The organism is [Borrelia] turdi, from assembly GCF_008828755.2.
Classification (GTDB): domain Bacteria; phylum Spirochaetota; class Spirochaetia; order Borreliales; family Borreliaceae; genus Borreliella; species Borreliella turdi.
On record NZ_QBLM01000001.1, the window covers coordinates 186,974 to 202,776 of the forward strand.

Annotated in this window: 18 protein-coding genes, 2 tRNA genes and 1 other RNA gene; 1 reads left to right on the top strand and 20 read right to left on the bottom strand. The window is 28.1% G+C overall.

Features of this window, described 5'->3' with window-relative positions; translation table 11 throughout:
* The 9 genes from rnpB to DB318_RS00865 all read right to left on the bottom strand — a co-directional run bounded on the left by rnpB (position 1) and on the right by DB318_RS00865 (position 8,375).
* Positions 1-354: RNase P RNA component class A (gene rnpB, locus DB318_RS00825), an RNA gene on the bottom strand.
* A gap of 26 nt (positions 355-380) precedes the next feature.
* Positions 381-1,139, bottom strand: coding sequence for a zinc ribbon domain-containing protein (locus DB318_RS00830; protein WP_151073653.1), 759 nt, complete (start codon positions 1,137-1,139; stop codon positions 381-383).
* A 13-nt stretch (positions 1,140-1,152) separates the two neighbouring features.
* Positions 1,153-3,045, bottom strand: a complete 1,893-nt coding sequence (gene rpoD, locus DB318_RS00835; RefSeq protein ID WP_151073652.1) for an RNA polymerase sigma factor RpoD — start codon at positions 3,043-3,045, stop codon at positions 1,153-1,155.
* Positions 3,046-3,048: 3 nt separating this feature from the next.
* Positions 3,049-4,830 (bottom strand): DNA primase, encoded by a 1,782-nt coding sequence (gene dnaG / locus DB318_RS00840; RefSeq protein WP_151060359.1) that lies wholly within the window; start codon positions 4,828-4,830, stop codon positions 3,049-3,051.
* A gap of 5 nt (positions 4,831-4,835) precedes the next feature.
* Complete coding sequence (mltG, locus tag DB318_RS00845; protein WP_151060358.1) at positions 4,836-5,867, bottom strand: endolytic transglycosylase MltG; 1,032 nt, start codon at positions 5,865-5,867, stop codon at positions 4,836-4,838.
* Between the two features lie 158 nt (positions 5,868-6,025).
* Positions 6,026-6,107 (bottom strand) — tRNA-Tyr (locus tag DB318_RS00850).
* Between the two features lie 4 nt (positions 6,108-6,111).
* A tRNA-Thr gene (locus tag DB318_RS00855) sits at positions 6,112-6,185 on the bottom strand.
* A gap of 88 nt (positions 6,186-6,273) precedes the next feature.
* Positions 6,274-6,597 (bottom strand): hypothetical protein, encoded by a 324-nt coding sequence (locus DB318_RS00860; RefSeq protein ID WP_151060357.1) that lies wholly within the window; start codon positions 6,595-6,597, stop codon positions 6,274-6,276.
* Between the two features lie 5 nt (positions 6,598-6,602).
* Positions 6,603-8,375 (bottom strand): hypothetical protein, encoded by a 1,773-nt coding sequence (locus tag DB318_RS00865; protein WP_151060356.1) that lies wholly within the window; start codon positions 8,373-8,375, stop codon positions 6,603-6,605.
* Positions 8,376-8,492: 117 nt separating this feature from the next.
* Here DB318_RS00865 and DB318_RS00870 point away from each other — a divergent pair, with 117 nt between their 5' ends.
* Positions 8,493-9,725, top strand: coding sequence for a CCA tRNA nucleotidyltransferase (locus tag DB318_RS00870; protein WP_151074124.1), 1,233 nt, complete (start codon positions 8,493-8,495; stop codon positions 9,723-9,725).
* Here DB318_RS00870 and rnc read toward each other — a convergent pair.
* The 11 genes from rnc to ffh form a co-directional block, all read right to left on the bottom strand.
* Positions 9,696-10,433, bottom strand: a complete 738-nt coding sequence (gene rnc, locus DB318_RS00875) for a ribonuclease III (protein ID WP_151074125.1) — start codon at positions 10,431-10,433, stop codon at positions 9,696-9,698. The two genes, DB318_RS00870 and rnc, sit on opposite strands and share 30 nt — an antisense overlap.
* Positions 10,433-10,675, bottom strand: a complete 243-nt coding sequence (gene acpP, locus DB318_RS00880) for an acyl carrier protein (protein WP_006068702.1) — start codon at positions 10,673-10,675, stop codon at positions 10,433-10,435. Before acpP ends, rnc begins: the two co-directional genes overlap by 1 nt.
* 23 nt (positions 10,676-10,698) lie before the next feature.
* On the bottom strand, positions 10,699-10,881 hold the full coding sequence (gene rpmF / locus DB318_RS00885) for a 50S ribosomal protein L32 (protein ID WP_002557290.1): 183 nt from the start codon (positions 10,879-10,881) through the stop codon (positions 10,699-10,701).
* Positions 10,882-10,934: 53 nt separating this feature from the next.
* Positions 10,935-11,435 carry a pantetheine-phosphate adenylyltransferase gene (gene coaD / locus DB318_RS00890; RefSeq protein WP_151060353.1) on the bottom strand — a complete coding sequence of 167 codons (501 nt, stop codon included), beginning with the start codon at positions 11,433-11,435 and terminating at the stop codon, positions 10,935-10,937.
* A gap of 1 nt (position 11,436) precedes the next feature.
* On the bottom strand, positions 11,437-11,976 hold the full coding sequence (locus tag DB318_RS00895; protein WP_151073646.1) for a hypothetical protein: 540 nt from the start codon (positions 11,974-11,976) through the stop codon (positions 11,437-11,439).
* Between the two features lie 352 nt (positions 11,977-12,328).
* Positions 12,329-12,694, bottom strand: a complete 366-nt coding sequence (gene rplS / locus DB318_RS00900) for a 50S ribosomal protein L19 (RefSeq protein ID WP_151060351.1) — start codon at positions 12,692-12,694, stop codon at positions 12,329-12,331.
* A complete protein-coding gene (gene trmD, locus DB318_RS00905) occupies positions 12,672-13,391 on the bottom strand; it encodes a tRNA (guanosine(37)-N1)-methyltransferase TrmD (RefSeq protein WP_151073645.1) in 720 nt (239 codons plus the stop codon). The genes rplS and trmD overlap by 23 nt, the downstream gene beginning before the upstream one ends.
* A complete protein-coding gene (rimM, locus tag DB318_RS00910) occupies positions 13,388-13,888 on the bottom strand; it encodes a ribosome maturation factor RimM (protein WP_151060349.1) in 501 nt (166 codons plus the stop codon). Before rimM ends, trmD begins: the two co-directional genes overlap by 4 nt.
* Positions 13,889-13,891: 3 nt before the next feature.
* The gene (locus DB318_RS00915) at positions 13,892-14,140 is read right to left on the bottom strand and encodes a KH domain-containing protein (RefSeq protein ID WP_004791279.1); all 249 of its coding nucleotides are present in this window, start codon (positions 14,138-14,140) and stop codon (positions 13,892-13,894) included.
* The gene (gene rpsP, locus DB318_RS00920; RefSeq protein WP_151060348.1) at positions 14,141-14,401 is read right to left on the bottom strand and encodes a 30S ribosomal protein S16; all 261 of its coding nucleotides are present in this window, start codon (positions 14,399-14,401) and stop codon (positions 14,141-14,143) included.
* A 12-nt stretch (positions 14,402-14,413) separates the two neighbouring features.
* On the bottom strand, positions 14,414-15,748 hold the full coding sequence (ffh, locus tag DB318_RS00925) for a signal recognition particle protein (protein ID WP_151060347.1): 1,335 nt from the start codon (positions 15,746-15,748) through the stop codon (positions 14,414-14,416).
* Positions 15,749-15,803 lie beyond the last annotated feature (55 nt).

Genomic DNA, 15,803 nt, shown 5'->3' on the forward strand with positions numbered 1-15,803 from the left:
AAATTAAGCTGACACCCATAAGCCGAGTTCTGTACTATGCCATCATCTCTCTTGTTTTTTTATCGCTAAAAAAATCATGCGATCTACCCGTAAACATGTCCTCAAGAACAAAGGAAGCTTACATACTTGATCTTGCTCCTAATGAGGTTTATCTTGCCTGTATTTATTGCTAAATAAGCGGTGAGCTCTTACCTCACCTTTTCACCCTTGCCTTTTATGGCGGTAATTTTCTGCGACACTTTCTTAGGTTTAAAACCCCTAGGCATTACCTAGCATTATGTTCTTATTGGAGCTCGGACTTTCCTCTTAAGCTTTAATTATTATAAAACTAAGCGATGGCTGACTGTCAGCTTAAATAAAAAGTATCAAATTAATAAATTTTATTCAATAAGATCTGCTAAACTGCCAGGAATTATTTCATCACTTATTTGAATTTTATCCTGATAATAGAGTATTCTACTGCAATAAGGGCAAAATTTAATATCATTGGGCTCCCGTCTTACTTTATTTGCAAATTCAATAGGAAGTATCATATTACAGCCTTTGCAAACATTGTTAATCAAGGGCACAACGCCATTTGATTTATTTCTTATTATTCTTTGAAATTTAAATAAAAAATCCTCATTCATTTTAGAAGTACAATTTAACTCTTCGCTCTCTATTTCTAAAAGTTTCTTTTCAATTTCTAAAAGCTCCAACTCTAAACTATTGCTTTCAGACCTAAAACATTCTTCTTCTTTACTATGCTTCTCGTTGATATCTAATATTTCCTTTTCTATTTTAGTTTTAAGCCCATTAACATGTGTCATCTTTTTTCTAATTGTAACTTCATCATCAATAATAACCTGAAGTTCTTTTTCAAGAGCCTCATATTCTCTTTGCGTTTTAATGCTATCGATTTTTTCTTCTGCCTTACTCTTTCTTGAATTAATATCTTGAATATCTAACTTTAAAGCAGAGTCTTCTTTTTGATATTCTTTAAACTTTTGTTGCAAATCAATAAGAACTTTAGATAATTCTTCAATCTGATTTTTTTTCATCTCCAAATACTTGGGAATACTTTTTCGCCTTTCCTCAAGCTCAAACTTAGACTTATATATAACTTCAAGTTTTTTTAATGTATCAATATTATTCTCCATCAATCCTCCATTTTCAATTTAAATCTTCAAGATAATCTTTTAATTTTTGAGTTTTTTTGGGATTTTTAAGACGCCTTAATGCCTTAGATTCAATTTGCCTAATTCTTTCTCTTGTAACATTAAAATGAAGTCCAACCTCTTCAAGAGTTAAAGAATAACCATCTTCAAGGCCAAATCTCATTTTTACAACTTCTTGCTCTCTTTCGGGAAGAGTTCCAAGAATTGCTCTTATTTGATCTTGTAAAACTACAAAGGATGTATGATTTGCAGGATTTTTTATTGCCTTATCCTCAATAAAATCACTAAGAACAGAATCCTCTTCTTCTCCAATTGGTGTTTCAAGAGAAACTGGCTCTCTTGAAACACTTTTTACAGTTTTAACCTTTTTAAGTTCCCATCCAAGTCTGTCTGAGAGCTCTTCATCTGTGGGATCTTTCCCTAAAACTTGGATTAAATATCTAGTTTCTCTATTAAGTCTATTTATTTGTTCAATCATATGTACAGGAACTCTAATTGTACGAGCTTGATCAGAAATAGATCTTGTTATAGCCTGTCTAATCCACCAAGTAGCATAAGTTGAAAACTTAAAACCTCTCTTATATTCAAACTTTTCAACAGCTTTAATTAATCCAATATTACCTTCTTGAACAAGGTCAAAAAAATGAAGCCCCCTATTTGCATATTTTTTAGCAATACTTACAACAAGCCTTAAATTGGCCTTAATCAACTGATCTTTAGCATGTTGCATCATTTGTTTCCCTTTAGCAATCTCTTCTGACATACTTATTATTTTATCCATTGGATATTCATAATACATTTCAATTCTCTCAAGTTCTTTTTGAGCAAGCTGAGCCTCTGTAATCTGCTCTTTAATAGCATCTTCTTTAAGTTTAAGAGATTTTTCTATCTCTATTCTTTTTTCAGCAATAGTCAAATCCCTTCCAAGCACCCTTAAGTCTCTTATTTTTTCAATTTTCAACCTGCCTAGAATTATTCTTTGCTGTCTTTGTAAATCCTTTATTTTGTTAGCAGAGTCAATATAATCATCTGAAAAGATCCTTAATTCATCTTGATACAAAGGAATGTCTCTTAAAAGCTCTTTTAGGGCTAATCTTTCCATTTTTAAATTTTTTTCAAAAATATCCCCCCCAAGCTCGTATACCCTATGCTTATTATCTACATAACTTATTAAACGATCTTGAATTGGTTTTAAAGGAATTTTGTAAAAAGAGGCAATTCTTTTTTTTTTATTATAATAATCGGGATTACTCTCTTTATCCTTATCTTTTTCTCTTTTAAAAAACTCTTCTCTTTCCATTCTTGAATAAATAGTATTAACAAGATTATAATAGTTTTCTATAACAAGTCCTTCATTCTTGAGAATATTCTCAATTATACTCTCTCCAGAATCCATTTGCTTTGCAAGTTCAACTTCTTGATTTCCTGTTAATAGAAACTCTTTTCCTATTTCCTTTAAATAAAGCTTTATTGGATCTTCTGAGTGACTATCTTTTAAGACATTGTTTTTAATATAACCTGAACCTAAATCATCCTTAACAGAAATATTTTCTTCATCACAATCATCCAGCTTTCCATCAATATCAATATCCTCCTCATCACTTTGAAAACCATCATCTAAAATCATAAAATTTCTATCAGATTCAATATCTTCCTCTTCTTCTTCATTTCCATCTTCGGTGCTGACCAGATCTAATTCTGAAATTTTATTAACTAACCTTATTCCTCTATCCTCAAGCATTGAACAAATACAATCAAGTATCTCTGGCTCTAATATGTCATCAGGAAGCAAATTTGATAATTCACTAAAACTAAGAGATTTTCTATCTCCCAAATGAATAATAATACCCTCTATCAGCTTCGAATATTTCTTTTCCAAATCGGACAAAACTTAACTCCCCGAAACATCGTCTGTATAGATTTTTAAATTTTTTCTTTGCATATTTAAAAACATTAACTCATTTATTTGAATCTTAGCATCTATCAAAGAGTCCCCATCAGATCTTTTTTTGCAAAGCAAAACACGGGACTCTAATTTTCTTCTCTTGATTGCAAGTAAAATATGAATAAGTGTCTCATTATCCACTTCAAATTCAGAATTTAAAATTTCTTCAAAAAAAAATTCACTAACTTTGTAGCTATCCTTTAAAGTTCTTTTTAAATCCATTAATGAAAAATCTTTATTATTTTCAAATAAATACTCAAAGCACATAAAAATTTTTCTGACATTGATATCAATTAAATCGCTATCAATAATGTTGCGCCTTATTATACCAAAATAACTAAAATTTTTCAACAAAGCTACTATTAGATACCTCTCATAAGAATCATCATTATGAGCATACAAATTTCTTTTATTATTGTCAACTACAAATCTTTCTTTTATCCTATAATAATCTTTTAATAAAGTCGCCATACCAATACCAAGCTTATTGCTTAGCTTGTCTAAAAAAATTTTTTTCTGAGTATCTATTTTTGATAAATTTATCAAATTTAAAAATAAATTAATCATTGCATTTAAATCTACAGTCTTATTTAAATCATATTTATTAGAATAAACATCTAAGAGATAATCAAAAGCATCACATCTATTATTTAAAATTTTATGCAAAAAGCTTTCACCTTCATCTTTAAGAGCATCTGCAGGATCACGACCAAAATCCATTTTAACAACACTAACATTGATATTAAACGGCAAACAAATTTGATACGCCTTTAAAGTCGCAGAAAGTCCAGCATCATCACCGTCAAAAGAAAATATTACCTCATTAGCATATCTTTGAATCAAAGCTAGGTGTTCTTTTGAGAAAGAAGTGCCAAGAGTAGATACGGCTCTCTTAACCCCAGATGTAAAAAAAGCAAGAACATCTATATATCCTTCTACTAAGATAACTGACTTTGTAGATTTAATCTCATCAAGCCCTTCGTAAAATCCATAAAGAAGCTCCTTTTTTTTAAAAACTTCAGTTTCGCTTAAATTAATATACTTAGGACCTTTCTCATCTAAATCTCGACCCCCAAAGCCAACAACATTTCCTTTAAAATCTTTAATTGGGAAAATTAATCTTTGAGATAAAATAGAAGCTTTAGGATTTGCTTTTGAGAATAACCCACTTTTTCTTAGTATTTCAGAAGAGTACCCCTTTGAAACTAAAAAACCATAAAGATCTAAACCATCTTTAACATAAAATGGTAAATAACCAAGCTCAAATAAATCAACAACTTCTTTAGATATTGATCTATTCTTTAAAACGTAATCTAAAGCTTTTTTGTTTTTATTTAAAAAAAATTTAATAGTATTTATTAATCTAGAATTCAAAGAGTAAATTTTTGAAACTATGTCTTTATTTTCATTTTTTTTTTCACTTTCTCTATTTATTTTTAAATCATTATAATAAATACCAGATTTTTCACATAAAATCTTAAGAGCATCATTGTAATTAATTTTTTCCATGTCCATTAAAAATCCAATAACATCTCCACTCTTTTTACATCCAAAACAATAAAAATATCCCTGCAAAGGGTTTACAAAAAAAGAAGGGGTTTTCTCAGCATGAAAAGGACAAAGCCCTTTATAAGTAGATCCCGATTTAATAAGCTTAATATACTGCTCCACAATAGCTACAATGTCAAATTTGGCTTTAATTGAAGTTGCAGTTTGCAAATATTCCATACTTCCTAATCCTTAGTAATAAAATTTTTAATATAATCTTTTGCTCCTAAAAGATGTGAAGAATAATCTGATGAAAATTGATGTGTGCCTAACTTAGAGTCTTTAACTACAAAAAATAAATACTGCGTATTTTTCGGGAAAAAAGCTGCTTGTAGCGAAATAATACCAGCATTTGAAATTGGAGTAGGAGGATACCCTTTATTAATATATGTATTATAAGGAGAATTTATTTCTAAATCTGAAAAATAAATTCTTTTAGGATGACTTCGTCCTAGCTCCTCTGTAATAACATATTCAATAGTAGCACAAGATTGTAATGCCATACCAGATTTTATTCTGTTATAAAAAACCGAAGACATTATTGAAGCTTCACTTTTAACTCTATATTCACGCTCAACAATAGATGCTATAATTACTCTATTGTAAAAATCTTTACTTGAATAATCACTAAAAACAATGCCTATAGATTTAAGCTTATTTAAAAAATTATCAACAAACATGCGAACAATATTCTTTATTTCCATACCCTTATAAAATTTATAAGTATCTGGAAATAAAAATCCTTCAAGAGAGTCATAATCAAATCCAAGCTCATAAATAAACGATTTTTCTTTGATCAAAAAAATAAAATCTTTAACATCATCAATTAAAGCACATTCTTTAAGCTTAAAAGCAATTCTTCTGCTGGAATACCCTTCGGGTATTGTAACATCAATATTTATATTAGAAGATCCCCTTAACAATTCTTTATATATCTCAAATGTAGAAAGATCACTATTGATTAAATATCTTCCCTCTTTAAATTGTTTATCACTACCAAAAATATAAGAAATAAAAACAAGAAGTAATTCGGATTTAATTAATTTCTGCTTTTTCAATTCTTTAGCTATTTTTCTAACTCCCCAACCTTTTTCAACATCAAATTCATAAACTAAACCATTTGATAAATAAGATAGATTTAAAAAATATATAAAAATTGACAAAACAGATCCCAAGAAGAACAAAAGAATAAATACTTTCCCAATTTTAATAAGCACAAGAATCTCCTAGCTAAACAAAAGTATTTGCTAATATAAGTAATAAGAACTTTTCTAAATAAGCAAAAATATAAGAACCGCAATTAAACGACATAACGCATTTAAAAGATCATAACCAAAACATTTTAAAAAGGCAATCATTTATAATTCCACTAAATTGGGGAGGGTGGGATTCGAACCCACGTAGGCAAAGCCAACAGATTTACAGTCTGCCCCGGTTAACCACTTCGGTACCGCCCCTAAAAGCCGACTGTCGGAGTCGAACCGACGACCTGCGGTTTACAAGACCGCTGCTCTGGCCAGCTGAGCTAAGTCGGCAAATAAGAAACTAATAGTTAGTTTATAAAAATAAAATTCATTAGTCAATAGAATAATAAAAAACAATTACTGCAATCTTTTTATTAATCTATTTGTTACCAGAAAGAAAAATTTTAAAAACAAGAGCACAAGAAAAAATCATAAAACTAAAAATTAAAATTAAATAATAATTAATTTTTTTATTTCTCAATAAATAAAAAAATATCAACCTAGTAGATTCAAGCCCAAAAGAAACAGAGCTTAAAATAATAGTAAGATCAAGGTAAAATTTCTGAAAATTGTAAACAAAAATATTGTAAGAACCAGCAAAAAAAACGAATAAACTCAACAAAGAATTTAAAAACAATACAATAACCAAAATTCTAATAAAATTTGAAAAACGTCTTAAATTTTTTACTTTAAAAGCTCCCATGAAATTTATAAATTTTTTATTATAAAAAGTGCTTGGTTGATGATTTCTAAAAGATTACCAATAACATCAGCTAATGTAATTTTTTTATTTTCATTTCCCATTGACTTATAAGAAACTGTTAAAGATTTTCTAATAAAAGCATTATGATTTTCCAAAAGAGTCAAACATCTCTTTTTAAGCTCAATAAAATAATCTACAAATCTATTTGAAACCTTATCAATAAAAGCAGATTCATTTAAACACCACTTTAAAATCCTTTCTTTATAAGAATCATCAATTTTGCTATCTCTTTTATGCCTTTCAAACTCCTCATTTTTATAATCAATCTCAAAGTAAATATTATAAATTTCTTTTTTTAAAACAGTAATATTATTTTCAATATCAACATATATATTTCTCAAATCATGATTATTAATTAATACAACATTATTTATAGTTCTTAAAACTTCCATCATTCTAACATCATATATATTTTTAAAAAAATAATTGAGAAAATATAACTTTTTAAAGCTATAGCGACTAAGATTTAATTCGTTAAAAATCTCACCCTTTAAATTTAAAATTATACTAGGATCTCTAATAAGACTTTTTATCTCTTTAATCACAAGAACTTTTAAAGAACTATCACGCCTTGTAATAGCTTGTCCCATAACATTTAAAAATAAAATATTCTCATAAAAATTTTTTATATCAAAAAAGGGTACATATTTTTTAGGAGATGCAACTGGGTTTTTGCAATATACCCTAAAAACATCCAAATAAGGTAAAGTTCTCGATAAGCTAACAATCTTAGATACAATAGATAAAACATTTTTCAATACATATTCTACTCGAGATAAATGATCTTCTCTTGAAATTATTTCTGAATTACTAATATCATCGGATATTAAAAAATAGTTTGATATAATACTTTTAACGATATCCTCATCTATCTCAACATCTTTTAATGTATACAAAATGTCAAAAAAATAATTCAAATACTTACTAACACTTGAAAAGCTAGTTCCAAATCCAACCTCAAGATCAACAATACTAATATTTTCAACATTATCTAAAAGATCTACATTAAAAAATGAAAAAAAAGATTTGTAAGGAAAAAACGCTAAACTATTAAAAACATAATAAAATTCAAACATATCAGAGACAGTTTTATAAGTATCTGCTGGGATTGAATTAATATACTCATTTATCTTGATCTTAAGCGATTCTTCTAAATCGTTTTGGGTCTTTTCTTTTTTTAAAAAAAGCTCATATTCACCTTCGTCCAAAAAATCTTCCAAATTTTTCTTAAAATGAAGAACTTTATTTTGAATAATTTCTAAAATAGTCTGTTCAACAGCAATGCCACCTTTTTCTAATTTCTTAAAAAATTCTTTCAATTCCATTGAATATCGACAAACGCCAAAAAACATTTCTACAAAACCAACATACAAACATTCTCTCTTAAAATCTATTACTGGATTTTTACACATTTCATTAATTTGATTTTCTAGACTCTTTATAACATAAGCTTTATAAATATCTTCTTTACTCTTATCCTTCTGAAAAAAATTTAAAATGGTTAACCAAATTCTTATAAGAAATGATTCTTCCATTAAACGCCCTGAAAGAAATTTTTCAAGCTGAGAATCAACATAAGGCTCATTGCTACAATTGGGCAAAACAAACTCAGAAGAATTTAAACCCAAACTTTTTCTTATATCATTCATCAACCTATTTTTAGTCTCTTTTGAAAGCTGACATATAGCGTTGTATACACTATTGTTATTACCACTCATAAAACCTCAATAAAACCATTTAAAAAAATAAATGCACTATTTATAACATAGTTCAAATAAATTAAAATTGTAAATCAATTTTAGAAAAAAATTATTTACACTATAATATAATTTTATATGAATCTGGGCAAAAATAATCAAAATATAATTAAAATTGCTAGAATATTTAAAAAAAACAACTATGAATTTTATTTAGTTGGAGGCGCTTTAAGAGACTTATTGCTTAATAAACAGCCTTGCGATTTTGATTTTGCAACAAATGCAACTCCTGAAGAAATAATAAGATTATTTCCAAATAACATTAAAACGGGAATAAAACATGGCACAATTAGTATTATTTTTAATAAAAAAATCTTTGAAATTACCACATATAGAATAGAAAAAGAATATAAAAACAAGAGAGCCCCTAAACAAGTAGAATATACTAAAAATTTAATTAAAGATCTTAAAAGAAGGGATTTTACAATCAATGCAATTGCAATGGATATTTTTAACTTTAACATAATAGATTGCTATGATGGGAAAAAAGACCTTAATAAGAAAATAATAAGATGCATAGGAAACCCAAATAAAAGACTTGAAGAAGACGCCCTTAGAATACTAAGAGCAGCAAGATTTTCATCTACACTCAATTTTAACATTGAAAAAAATACTTTAATTTCAATGAAATATAAAAAAGAAAATATTTTAATGATTTCAAAAGAAAGAATAAAAAATGAATTTCAAAAATTATTAGAAGGTACAAATATACAAAAAGGAATTTATTATCTTAAAAAAGTTGATTTTTTTAAGATTTTTTTTAATTTAGAAGTAAAAACAAAATTAATTAAAAAAACTGCCCTGCTTAACAAGGATAAATTTTATCTAAAGGCAATAACTATATTGACAATTAAAAAACCCATAAAAGAACTAAAAGAAAAATTAACTTTGCTTAAATTTTCAAATAAAGAAATTAAATTAATTTTATTTTATAGAAATATAATTGATAATAACAACATTTTTAATGTTAAAAAATTGAGCGATATTAGATATTTGCTTAGCAAAAGCACAAGAGAACATTATAAAGAAATAATTGATATATACAAGGCACTCAAAGGAAAAAAGAAAAAATATTTATTTATAATAAAAAATATCAAAAGAAAAAAATTACTAAAAAATCCCCTCTCTTTAAAAGATTTAAAAATAAACGGAACAGATATCCAAAATCTAGAACAAATAGAAAGTAAAAACATAGGCAAAATTTTAGAAATGCTCCTAAGCTATGTAATTGAAAATCCCAAACTTAATACTAAAAATTGCCTTATTGAAAAAATCAAAACCCTAAAGATTAATATTTTCCATGGCTTTTAAAGCTACTTCGGCCGCTCTCATTTCAGCCTCTTTTTTAGACTTACCCTTTCCATTTGATATAAACTTTTCTCCAACATAAAGCTCAACGCAAAAAACTTTATCATGATCTGGACCTATTTCCTTGTCTAACTTATAACTTGGTGAGATTTTATATTTCTTTTGAACATATTCCTGCAACAAGCTCTTATAATCTTTAAAATCTCCCCTATTAAACATCAATCTTATATACATGTCAAAAAGTTCAACTACGAATTCTGTTGCTATTGAAAACCCGCTATCAAGATAAATAGCGCCTACAAAGGCTTCAATAGCATCTGCAAGAATGCCTTTTTTATTGCGACCATCATTACTTTCCTCTCCTCTGCCAAGTAAAATATAAGAACCAAGATCAATCTCTCTGGCAATACTAGATAAAGAATCTTCGCTAACAATATAAGATCTGGCCTTACTAAGCTCTCCTTCACTTTTATTTGGATAAGTTTTATAAAGATAATCCGTGATAATCAAATTAAGCACAGAATCTCCTAAAAATTCCAATCTCTCATTATTGTCAGATTTTTGATCCAGCTCATTAGAATACGAGGAATGACTCAATGCTATATTTAATAAATCAAAATTATTAAAATCAATACTCAAATTTTCCAAAAATTCACTCAATTGGGCTTTTCTTTCACTATCAAAACAAAAATCGGAAGATTTTTTTTTCATCAACCTTTTCTCTTTTTAATAAAATTAACAACATCGCCTACCGTCTCAAATTCATTGGCTTCGTTCTCTGGAATCTTATCATCAAAAGCCTCTTCAAGCAAATACAAAAGTTCATAAATATCAAGACTATCTGCACTAAGATCTTCAACAAATCTAGAGTCTAGGGTAATTTCATCTTCTTTTTTATCAAGCTGCTCAGATATAATAGACCTAACCTTACTAAAAATTTCATCATTATCCATGAATACACCTTCCTTGCTACAAACTATAACCCTATTTCTAGATATTGATTATTCCTATAATATCCACATTTTAAACAAATTCTGTGCCTAACTCCAAGATTACCACAATTAGAACATTCTTGAAATTGCGGAATTTTCTTTCTCATATTTATGCTACGCCTTGTTCTACTTCTAGACTTTGAAGGCTTAAATTTTGGAACAGCCATTACTTTCTCCTACTACTTTTAAACTAGATTAAATTATCTTAATAATATATATATTAACCAAGGCATTTGTCAACAAACTTAGATTTCAATCTATTGAACACCAATTCTGGAACAAAATGAGAAAGATCAACATCCTTTTTCCTCATCAACTCCTTTACAAACTCTGACCTTACATATAAATGTTCTGCACTACTTGGTAAAAATATAGTATCAATTTTAAAATTTAACTTATTATTAACAAGATACCTTTCAAACTCTATATCAAAATCATTAAAAGCCCTAATTCCCCTAACAATAAATCTAATAGAATTAATTAATGCATAATCAACAATAAACCCATTATACCTATCTACAAATACATTAAAAAGATTTAAAGACAAAATAACATCTTTTGTAAGACTAAACCTCTCAATATCGCTTAGCAAATATTTTTTTGATTTGTTGTCAGCTACTAAAACAACAATTTTGTCAAAAATAGCCAATGATCTTTTAATTAAATCAATATGGCCCCAGGTAATTGGATCAAAAGATCCTGGAAAAACTGCCACCTTCATATCAACGAAGTCTAACCCCTCTATTGACATCTTTGAGAATTTTTTTGCGCCATATTGGCTGTTCTTCTAAATTTTCAAACTCAATTTCTTTAATAATTTTGAAATATAGATATTCTCCCCTAGAAGATGTATCCACAACAAAAAATTTACCAACACCCCTATAAACTAATTTTTCATTACTTGAAAGATTATTTTCAACTGTTAATTTATTTATAGCACAATCAAAATGAACAGGCCTATCTTCATTTTCAACCTTTAAAGACATGCTGCAAACAATATCATTAATTTTTTTTTCACAAATAGCACAAGTAATATCAAGATTTATTCTTGTTTTAAATTTTATATTTTTTCTTCTAAATTTACCTTTAAAACCATTTTGTTTATCTGTATTTAAAACAGTAGATCTATTATTAAAACTATTTAAAGGGGCAACATTTTGACTTTTGCTCTCAGAATTTAATCTTTTATTTTTAAAACCATAAAAACGCTTATTGTATTTATGAAAATTGCTACCCTTAAATTTACTTTGAGTATATTCCAAAATCAACTCTCCTTAACGATAACAAATAAATATTTGCCGTCCAAAAAATAAAAACAAAAACTTAAAGACGAATACTTACACAACTTAAAAGCTTTTCAACAAATCGGAATTTCAAACCCTTGGCTTTTTAAAGGACAAAAAGCGAAATTAAAGCCTCATTGAAATTAATAAGAATAATTAGTTAATTAATGCTTTTAATCGTAACAAATACCCGACCAAACTTAACAAGTTAATTTTCAAAACAGTAAAAATTCTAAATTTTGAATAAAAATTATTAAAACAAAAGCACATTCAAAAATAATTTTTAATCTTAATCTAATTTGCCGCTAAAATATTTAAAATAACTTAAAAACTAATGCTTAACTTTTTTAATATTAAGGCGCTCCTTTATCTTCATAGCGGCTTTACCAATTCTATTTCTCATATAATAAAGCTTTGCCCTTCTAACCTTTCCCCTTCTTAAAACTTCAACTTTTTCTATAATAGGAGAATATACTGGAAAAATTTTTTCAACACCTATTCCTGAAGAAATTTTTCTAACTAAAAATGTTTTACCAATTCCCTTATTTTGAAAAGAAATAACAATCCCTTCAAAATTCTGTAACCTCTCATTATTACCTTCAATAATTTTATAAACAACCTTAACAGTATCACCCACATTAAAGACAAAACCCTCATTTATCTTATTTTGGGCTTCAATTTTTCTTATCAAATCCATTATCTTCTCCTATTATCTTTAAATATTTAAGGTATAAATCATATCTATTTTTCTTAGTTTTTTCTCTAGCCTTAAAAAGCCTCCAATTCTTTATATTTTCATGATGCCCTGAAACAAGAACTTCTGGAACCTTTATTCCCATGAAATTATAAGGCCTAGTATAATGAGGATATTCAAGCAACCCATTTTTCATACCAAACGATTCCTCTAATAAAGAATTAGGATTTATTACTCCATCCAACAATCTATATACACTATCTATTAAAACAAGAGCTGCGATCTCTCCAGAAGATAAAACATAATCTCCAATAGAAATCTCAAAATCAACATACAAATCTATAATACGCTGATCAATTCCCTCATATCTTCCACAAATTATAACAATTTCTTCTTTTTTTGACAAGGAATACGCTAAGTCTTGAGTATACTTTATACCAGAAGGACTTAAAAATATTGTTGTTTTCTTAATAGCTTCTACATGCTCAAGAGCAAAAAACATGGGCTCAGCCTTTAATACCATCCCAGCACCGCCTCCATAAGGCAAATCATCACATCTTTTATGTTTATCTTTTGAGAAATCTCTAACGTCAACAAGCTCAAAATCTACTATTCCTTTGTTAATAGCTTTTTTCATTATTGAATTTTCAAAAAATGGTTTAATTATTACTGGAAAAAGGGATATAACTGTAAATTTCATCTTAAAAGATCTAGAACCTTAAGCTCAATTGTTTTTTCTCTTACATCTATATCTCCAATATAAATGCTCAAAAAGGGAATAAAAAAAAATTTAATACCCACTTTAACTTCAAGAAATACGCTATTTAAATATTCAAAGAAAGCTACAACTTCCCCGAGCTTCCTATTGTCATTAACAATAGTATAGCCAATCAATTTTCCCAAATAATATTCGCCTTCTTTCAAACTCGATGCAAGCGAATCATCAACCCATAATTCAAAGCCAATCAAAGACCTGACCGACTCTGGGGTATTAATCCCTTCAAACTTCAAAAATAAGGAATTGCTTTTTATATTAACATCCACAACCCTAACTTCAAGGGTAAGTCCATTGCTTTTTTTTAAAAGGACTTTATTGTCTTTTAGATTAACAAAATCATAAAAATTATTGGATATGCTTTTAATCTTAGCATATCCATTAACTCCATAAGACGATAATATCACGCCTTTAATAAACATAAATCAATCTAAAATTTCTAATTGTACTCGCCTATTGGTTTTAGCAGCACAAGCTCCAAGCAAAGTTCTAATAGCTCGTGCAATACGACCTCGTCTTCCTATTATCTTGCCCACATCACTTTGAGAAACCCTTAATTCTAAAATAGTTGATTTTTCCCCTTCAATTACATTTAGTTTTACTTCATCTTGTTTATCTACAAGAGACTTTACTATAAACTCTATAAGTTCAATCTCATTTCCATACTCTTTCATTTAAACCTCCTGACTTTTCACATTCAAGTTGTTTTTATTTAAAAGCATTTTCACTGTATCGCTTAAAATTGCTCCCTTGTTTATCCAATCTTTCATTCTATCTTCCTTAATTTTTATTTGTTTTTGCTTTTCAACAGGATGATAATAACCAAGTTCTTCAATTGCTCTACCATCTCTAGGAGAAGCAGAATTCATAACTACAATCCTATAATAAGGTCTTTTCTTAGCCCCCATTCTCTTCAATCTTATCCTAACACTCAAATTTATTCCTCCTTATTTTCCCAAAAGGGATGCAATCTTATTTTGAAAATCTTTATTTTTCATTTTTTTCATAATCAAAGTTGTTTGACTAAACTTTTTTATGAGTTTATTAACATCAAAAATAGTTGTTCCACTTCCCAAAGCTATTCTTTTTTTTCTTGAGGGATTGTTCAAAATCACTGGGTTTATTCTTTCTTTTTTAGTCATAGAAAGAATAATAGCTTCTTCTTTATTAAAACTTTCTTCGGTTAAATTATTGATATTCAGCATTGATTTTGAAACACCTGGTAAAAAACTCACAAAATTAGAAAACCCTCCTACTTGCCTTATACGTCTAAATTGGCTTAGATAGTCTTCAAAATTAAAACTAGCTTTATTAATTTTTTCCTCAAGCTTAATAGCCTCTTCTTTATCAACAACACTTTGAATCTTCTCTACAAGACTAACAACATCCCCCATGCCAAGAATTCTAGAAGCAATTCTTTCTGGATAAAAGGAATCAAGATCTTCAATTTTTTCTCCAACTCCAATAAATTTAATAGGAACTTCACAAATACTTTTAAACGATAGTACAGCGCCACCTCTAGTATCTGAATCAAACTTAGAGAATATAGCACCAGTAAGTCCAACATTTTCATTAAATTCCTTAGCAATATTTACCGCAACTTGTCCCATCATAGAATCTACCACTAAAATGGTTTCTGAGGGCTGTAAAATCTCTTTAATCTTTTTTATCTCTTCAACTAAAAAAGATTCAACCTCAAGGCGACCTCTAGTATCAACGATTACAGAATCAAAAAACTCAGACTTAGCAAATTTCATGGACGATTTAACAATTTTAATAGGATCTTTTTCACCCTCAAGTGAAAATACTGGAACATCTATTTGGCTACCTAATATTTTTAACTGTTCCGTGGCCGCTGCTCTAAATGTGTCAGCAGCTACAAGGAGCACTTTTCTATTTTCCTTTTTAAGCCTTAAAGAAAGCTTAGCACATGTTGTGGTCTTACCAGAACCTTGAAGTCCAATCATAAGAATATAAGATTGTTTATTAACAGGATTTAAGCTAAGCTCATAATTTTTGCCTCCCAAAAATTTAACAAGATTATCATTGACAATTTTAATAAACTGAGACTTAGGATCAATACCTCTTAAAACTTTTACTCCCTTGGATTCTTCAATTATAGAATTTAAAAAACGTCTTATAACCCTTAAGTTAACATCAGCATCAACTAAAGAATTCTTAATAATCTCAATAGCCTCTGCAATGTTTTTATCATTTATTGTAGATTTTCCAGAAAGATAGTTTATAAAATTTTTAAAATTTGACCCCAAACTTTCAAGCATTAAAAATAACCCTTATTCTCAAAAATAATCTTATCAAATATAAGATACAAAAAAA

Bases quoted from the DNA above. Each gene is read 5' to 3' on its own strand.
- rimM (WP_151060349.1), bottom strand. From the start codon at position 13,888: ATGTTTATTAAAGGCGTGATATTATCGTCTTATGGAGTTAATGGATAT.
- DB318_RS00915 (WP_004791279.1), bottom strand. From the start codon at position 14,140: ATGAAAGAGTATGGAAATGAGATTGAACTTATAGAGTTTATAGTAAAG.
- coaD (WP_151060353.1), bottom strand. From the start codon at position 11,435: ATGAAGGTGGCAGTTTTTCCAGGATCTTTTGATCCAATTACCTGGGGC.
- DB318_RS00830 (WP_151073653.1), bottom strand. From the start codon at position 1,139: ATGGAGAATAATATTGATACATTAAAAAAACTTGAAGTTATATATAAG.
- ffh (WP_151060347.1), bottom strand. From the start codon at position 15,748: ATGCTTGAAAGTTTGGGGTCAAATTTTAAAAATTTTATAAACTATCTT.
- rpmF (WP_002557290.1), bottom strand. From the start codon at position 10,881: ATGGCTGTTCCAAAATTTAAGCCTTCAAAGTCTAGAAGTAGAACAAGG.
- acpP (WP_006068702.1), bottom strand. From the start codon at position 10,675: ATGGATAATGATGAAATTTTTAGTAAGGTTAGGTCTATTATATCTGAG.
- DB318_RS00870 (WP_151074124.1), top strand. From the start codon at position 8,493: ATGAATCTGGGCAAAAATAATCAAAATATAATTAAAATTGCTAGAATA.
- rplS (WP_151060351.1), bottom strand. From the start codon at position 12,694: ATGGATTTGATAAGAAAAATTGAAGCCCAAAATAAGATAAATGAGGGT.
- trmD (WP_151073645.1), bottom strand. From the start codon at position 13,391: ATGAAATTTACAGTTATATCCCTTTTTCCAGTAATAATTAAACCATTT.
- DB318_RS00865 (WP_151060356.1), bottom strand. From the start codon at position 8,375: ATGAGTGGTAATAACAATAGTGTATACAACGCTATATGTCAGCTTTCA.
- dnaG (WP_151060359.1), bottom strand. From the start codon at position 4,830: ATGGAATATTTGCAAACTGCAACTTCAATTAAAGCCAAATTTGACATT.
- rnc (WP_151074125.1), bottom strand. From the start codon at position 10,433: ATGAAAAAAAAATCTTCCGATTTTTGTTTTGATAGTGAAAGAAAAGCC.
- DB318_RS00860 (WP_151060357.1), bottom strand. From the start codon at position 6,597: ATGGGAGCTTTTAAAGTAAAAAATTTAAGACGTTTTTCAAATTTTATT.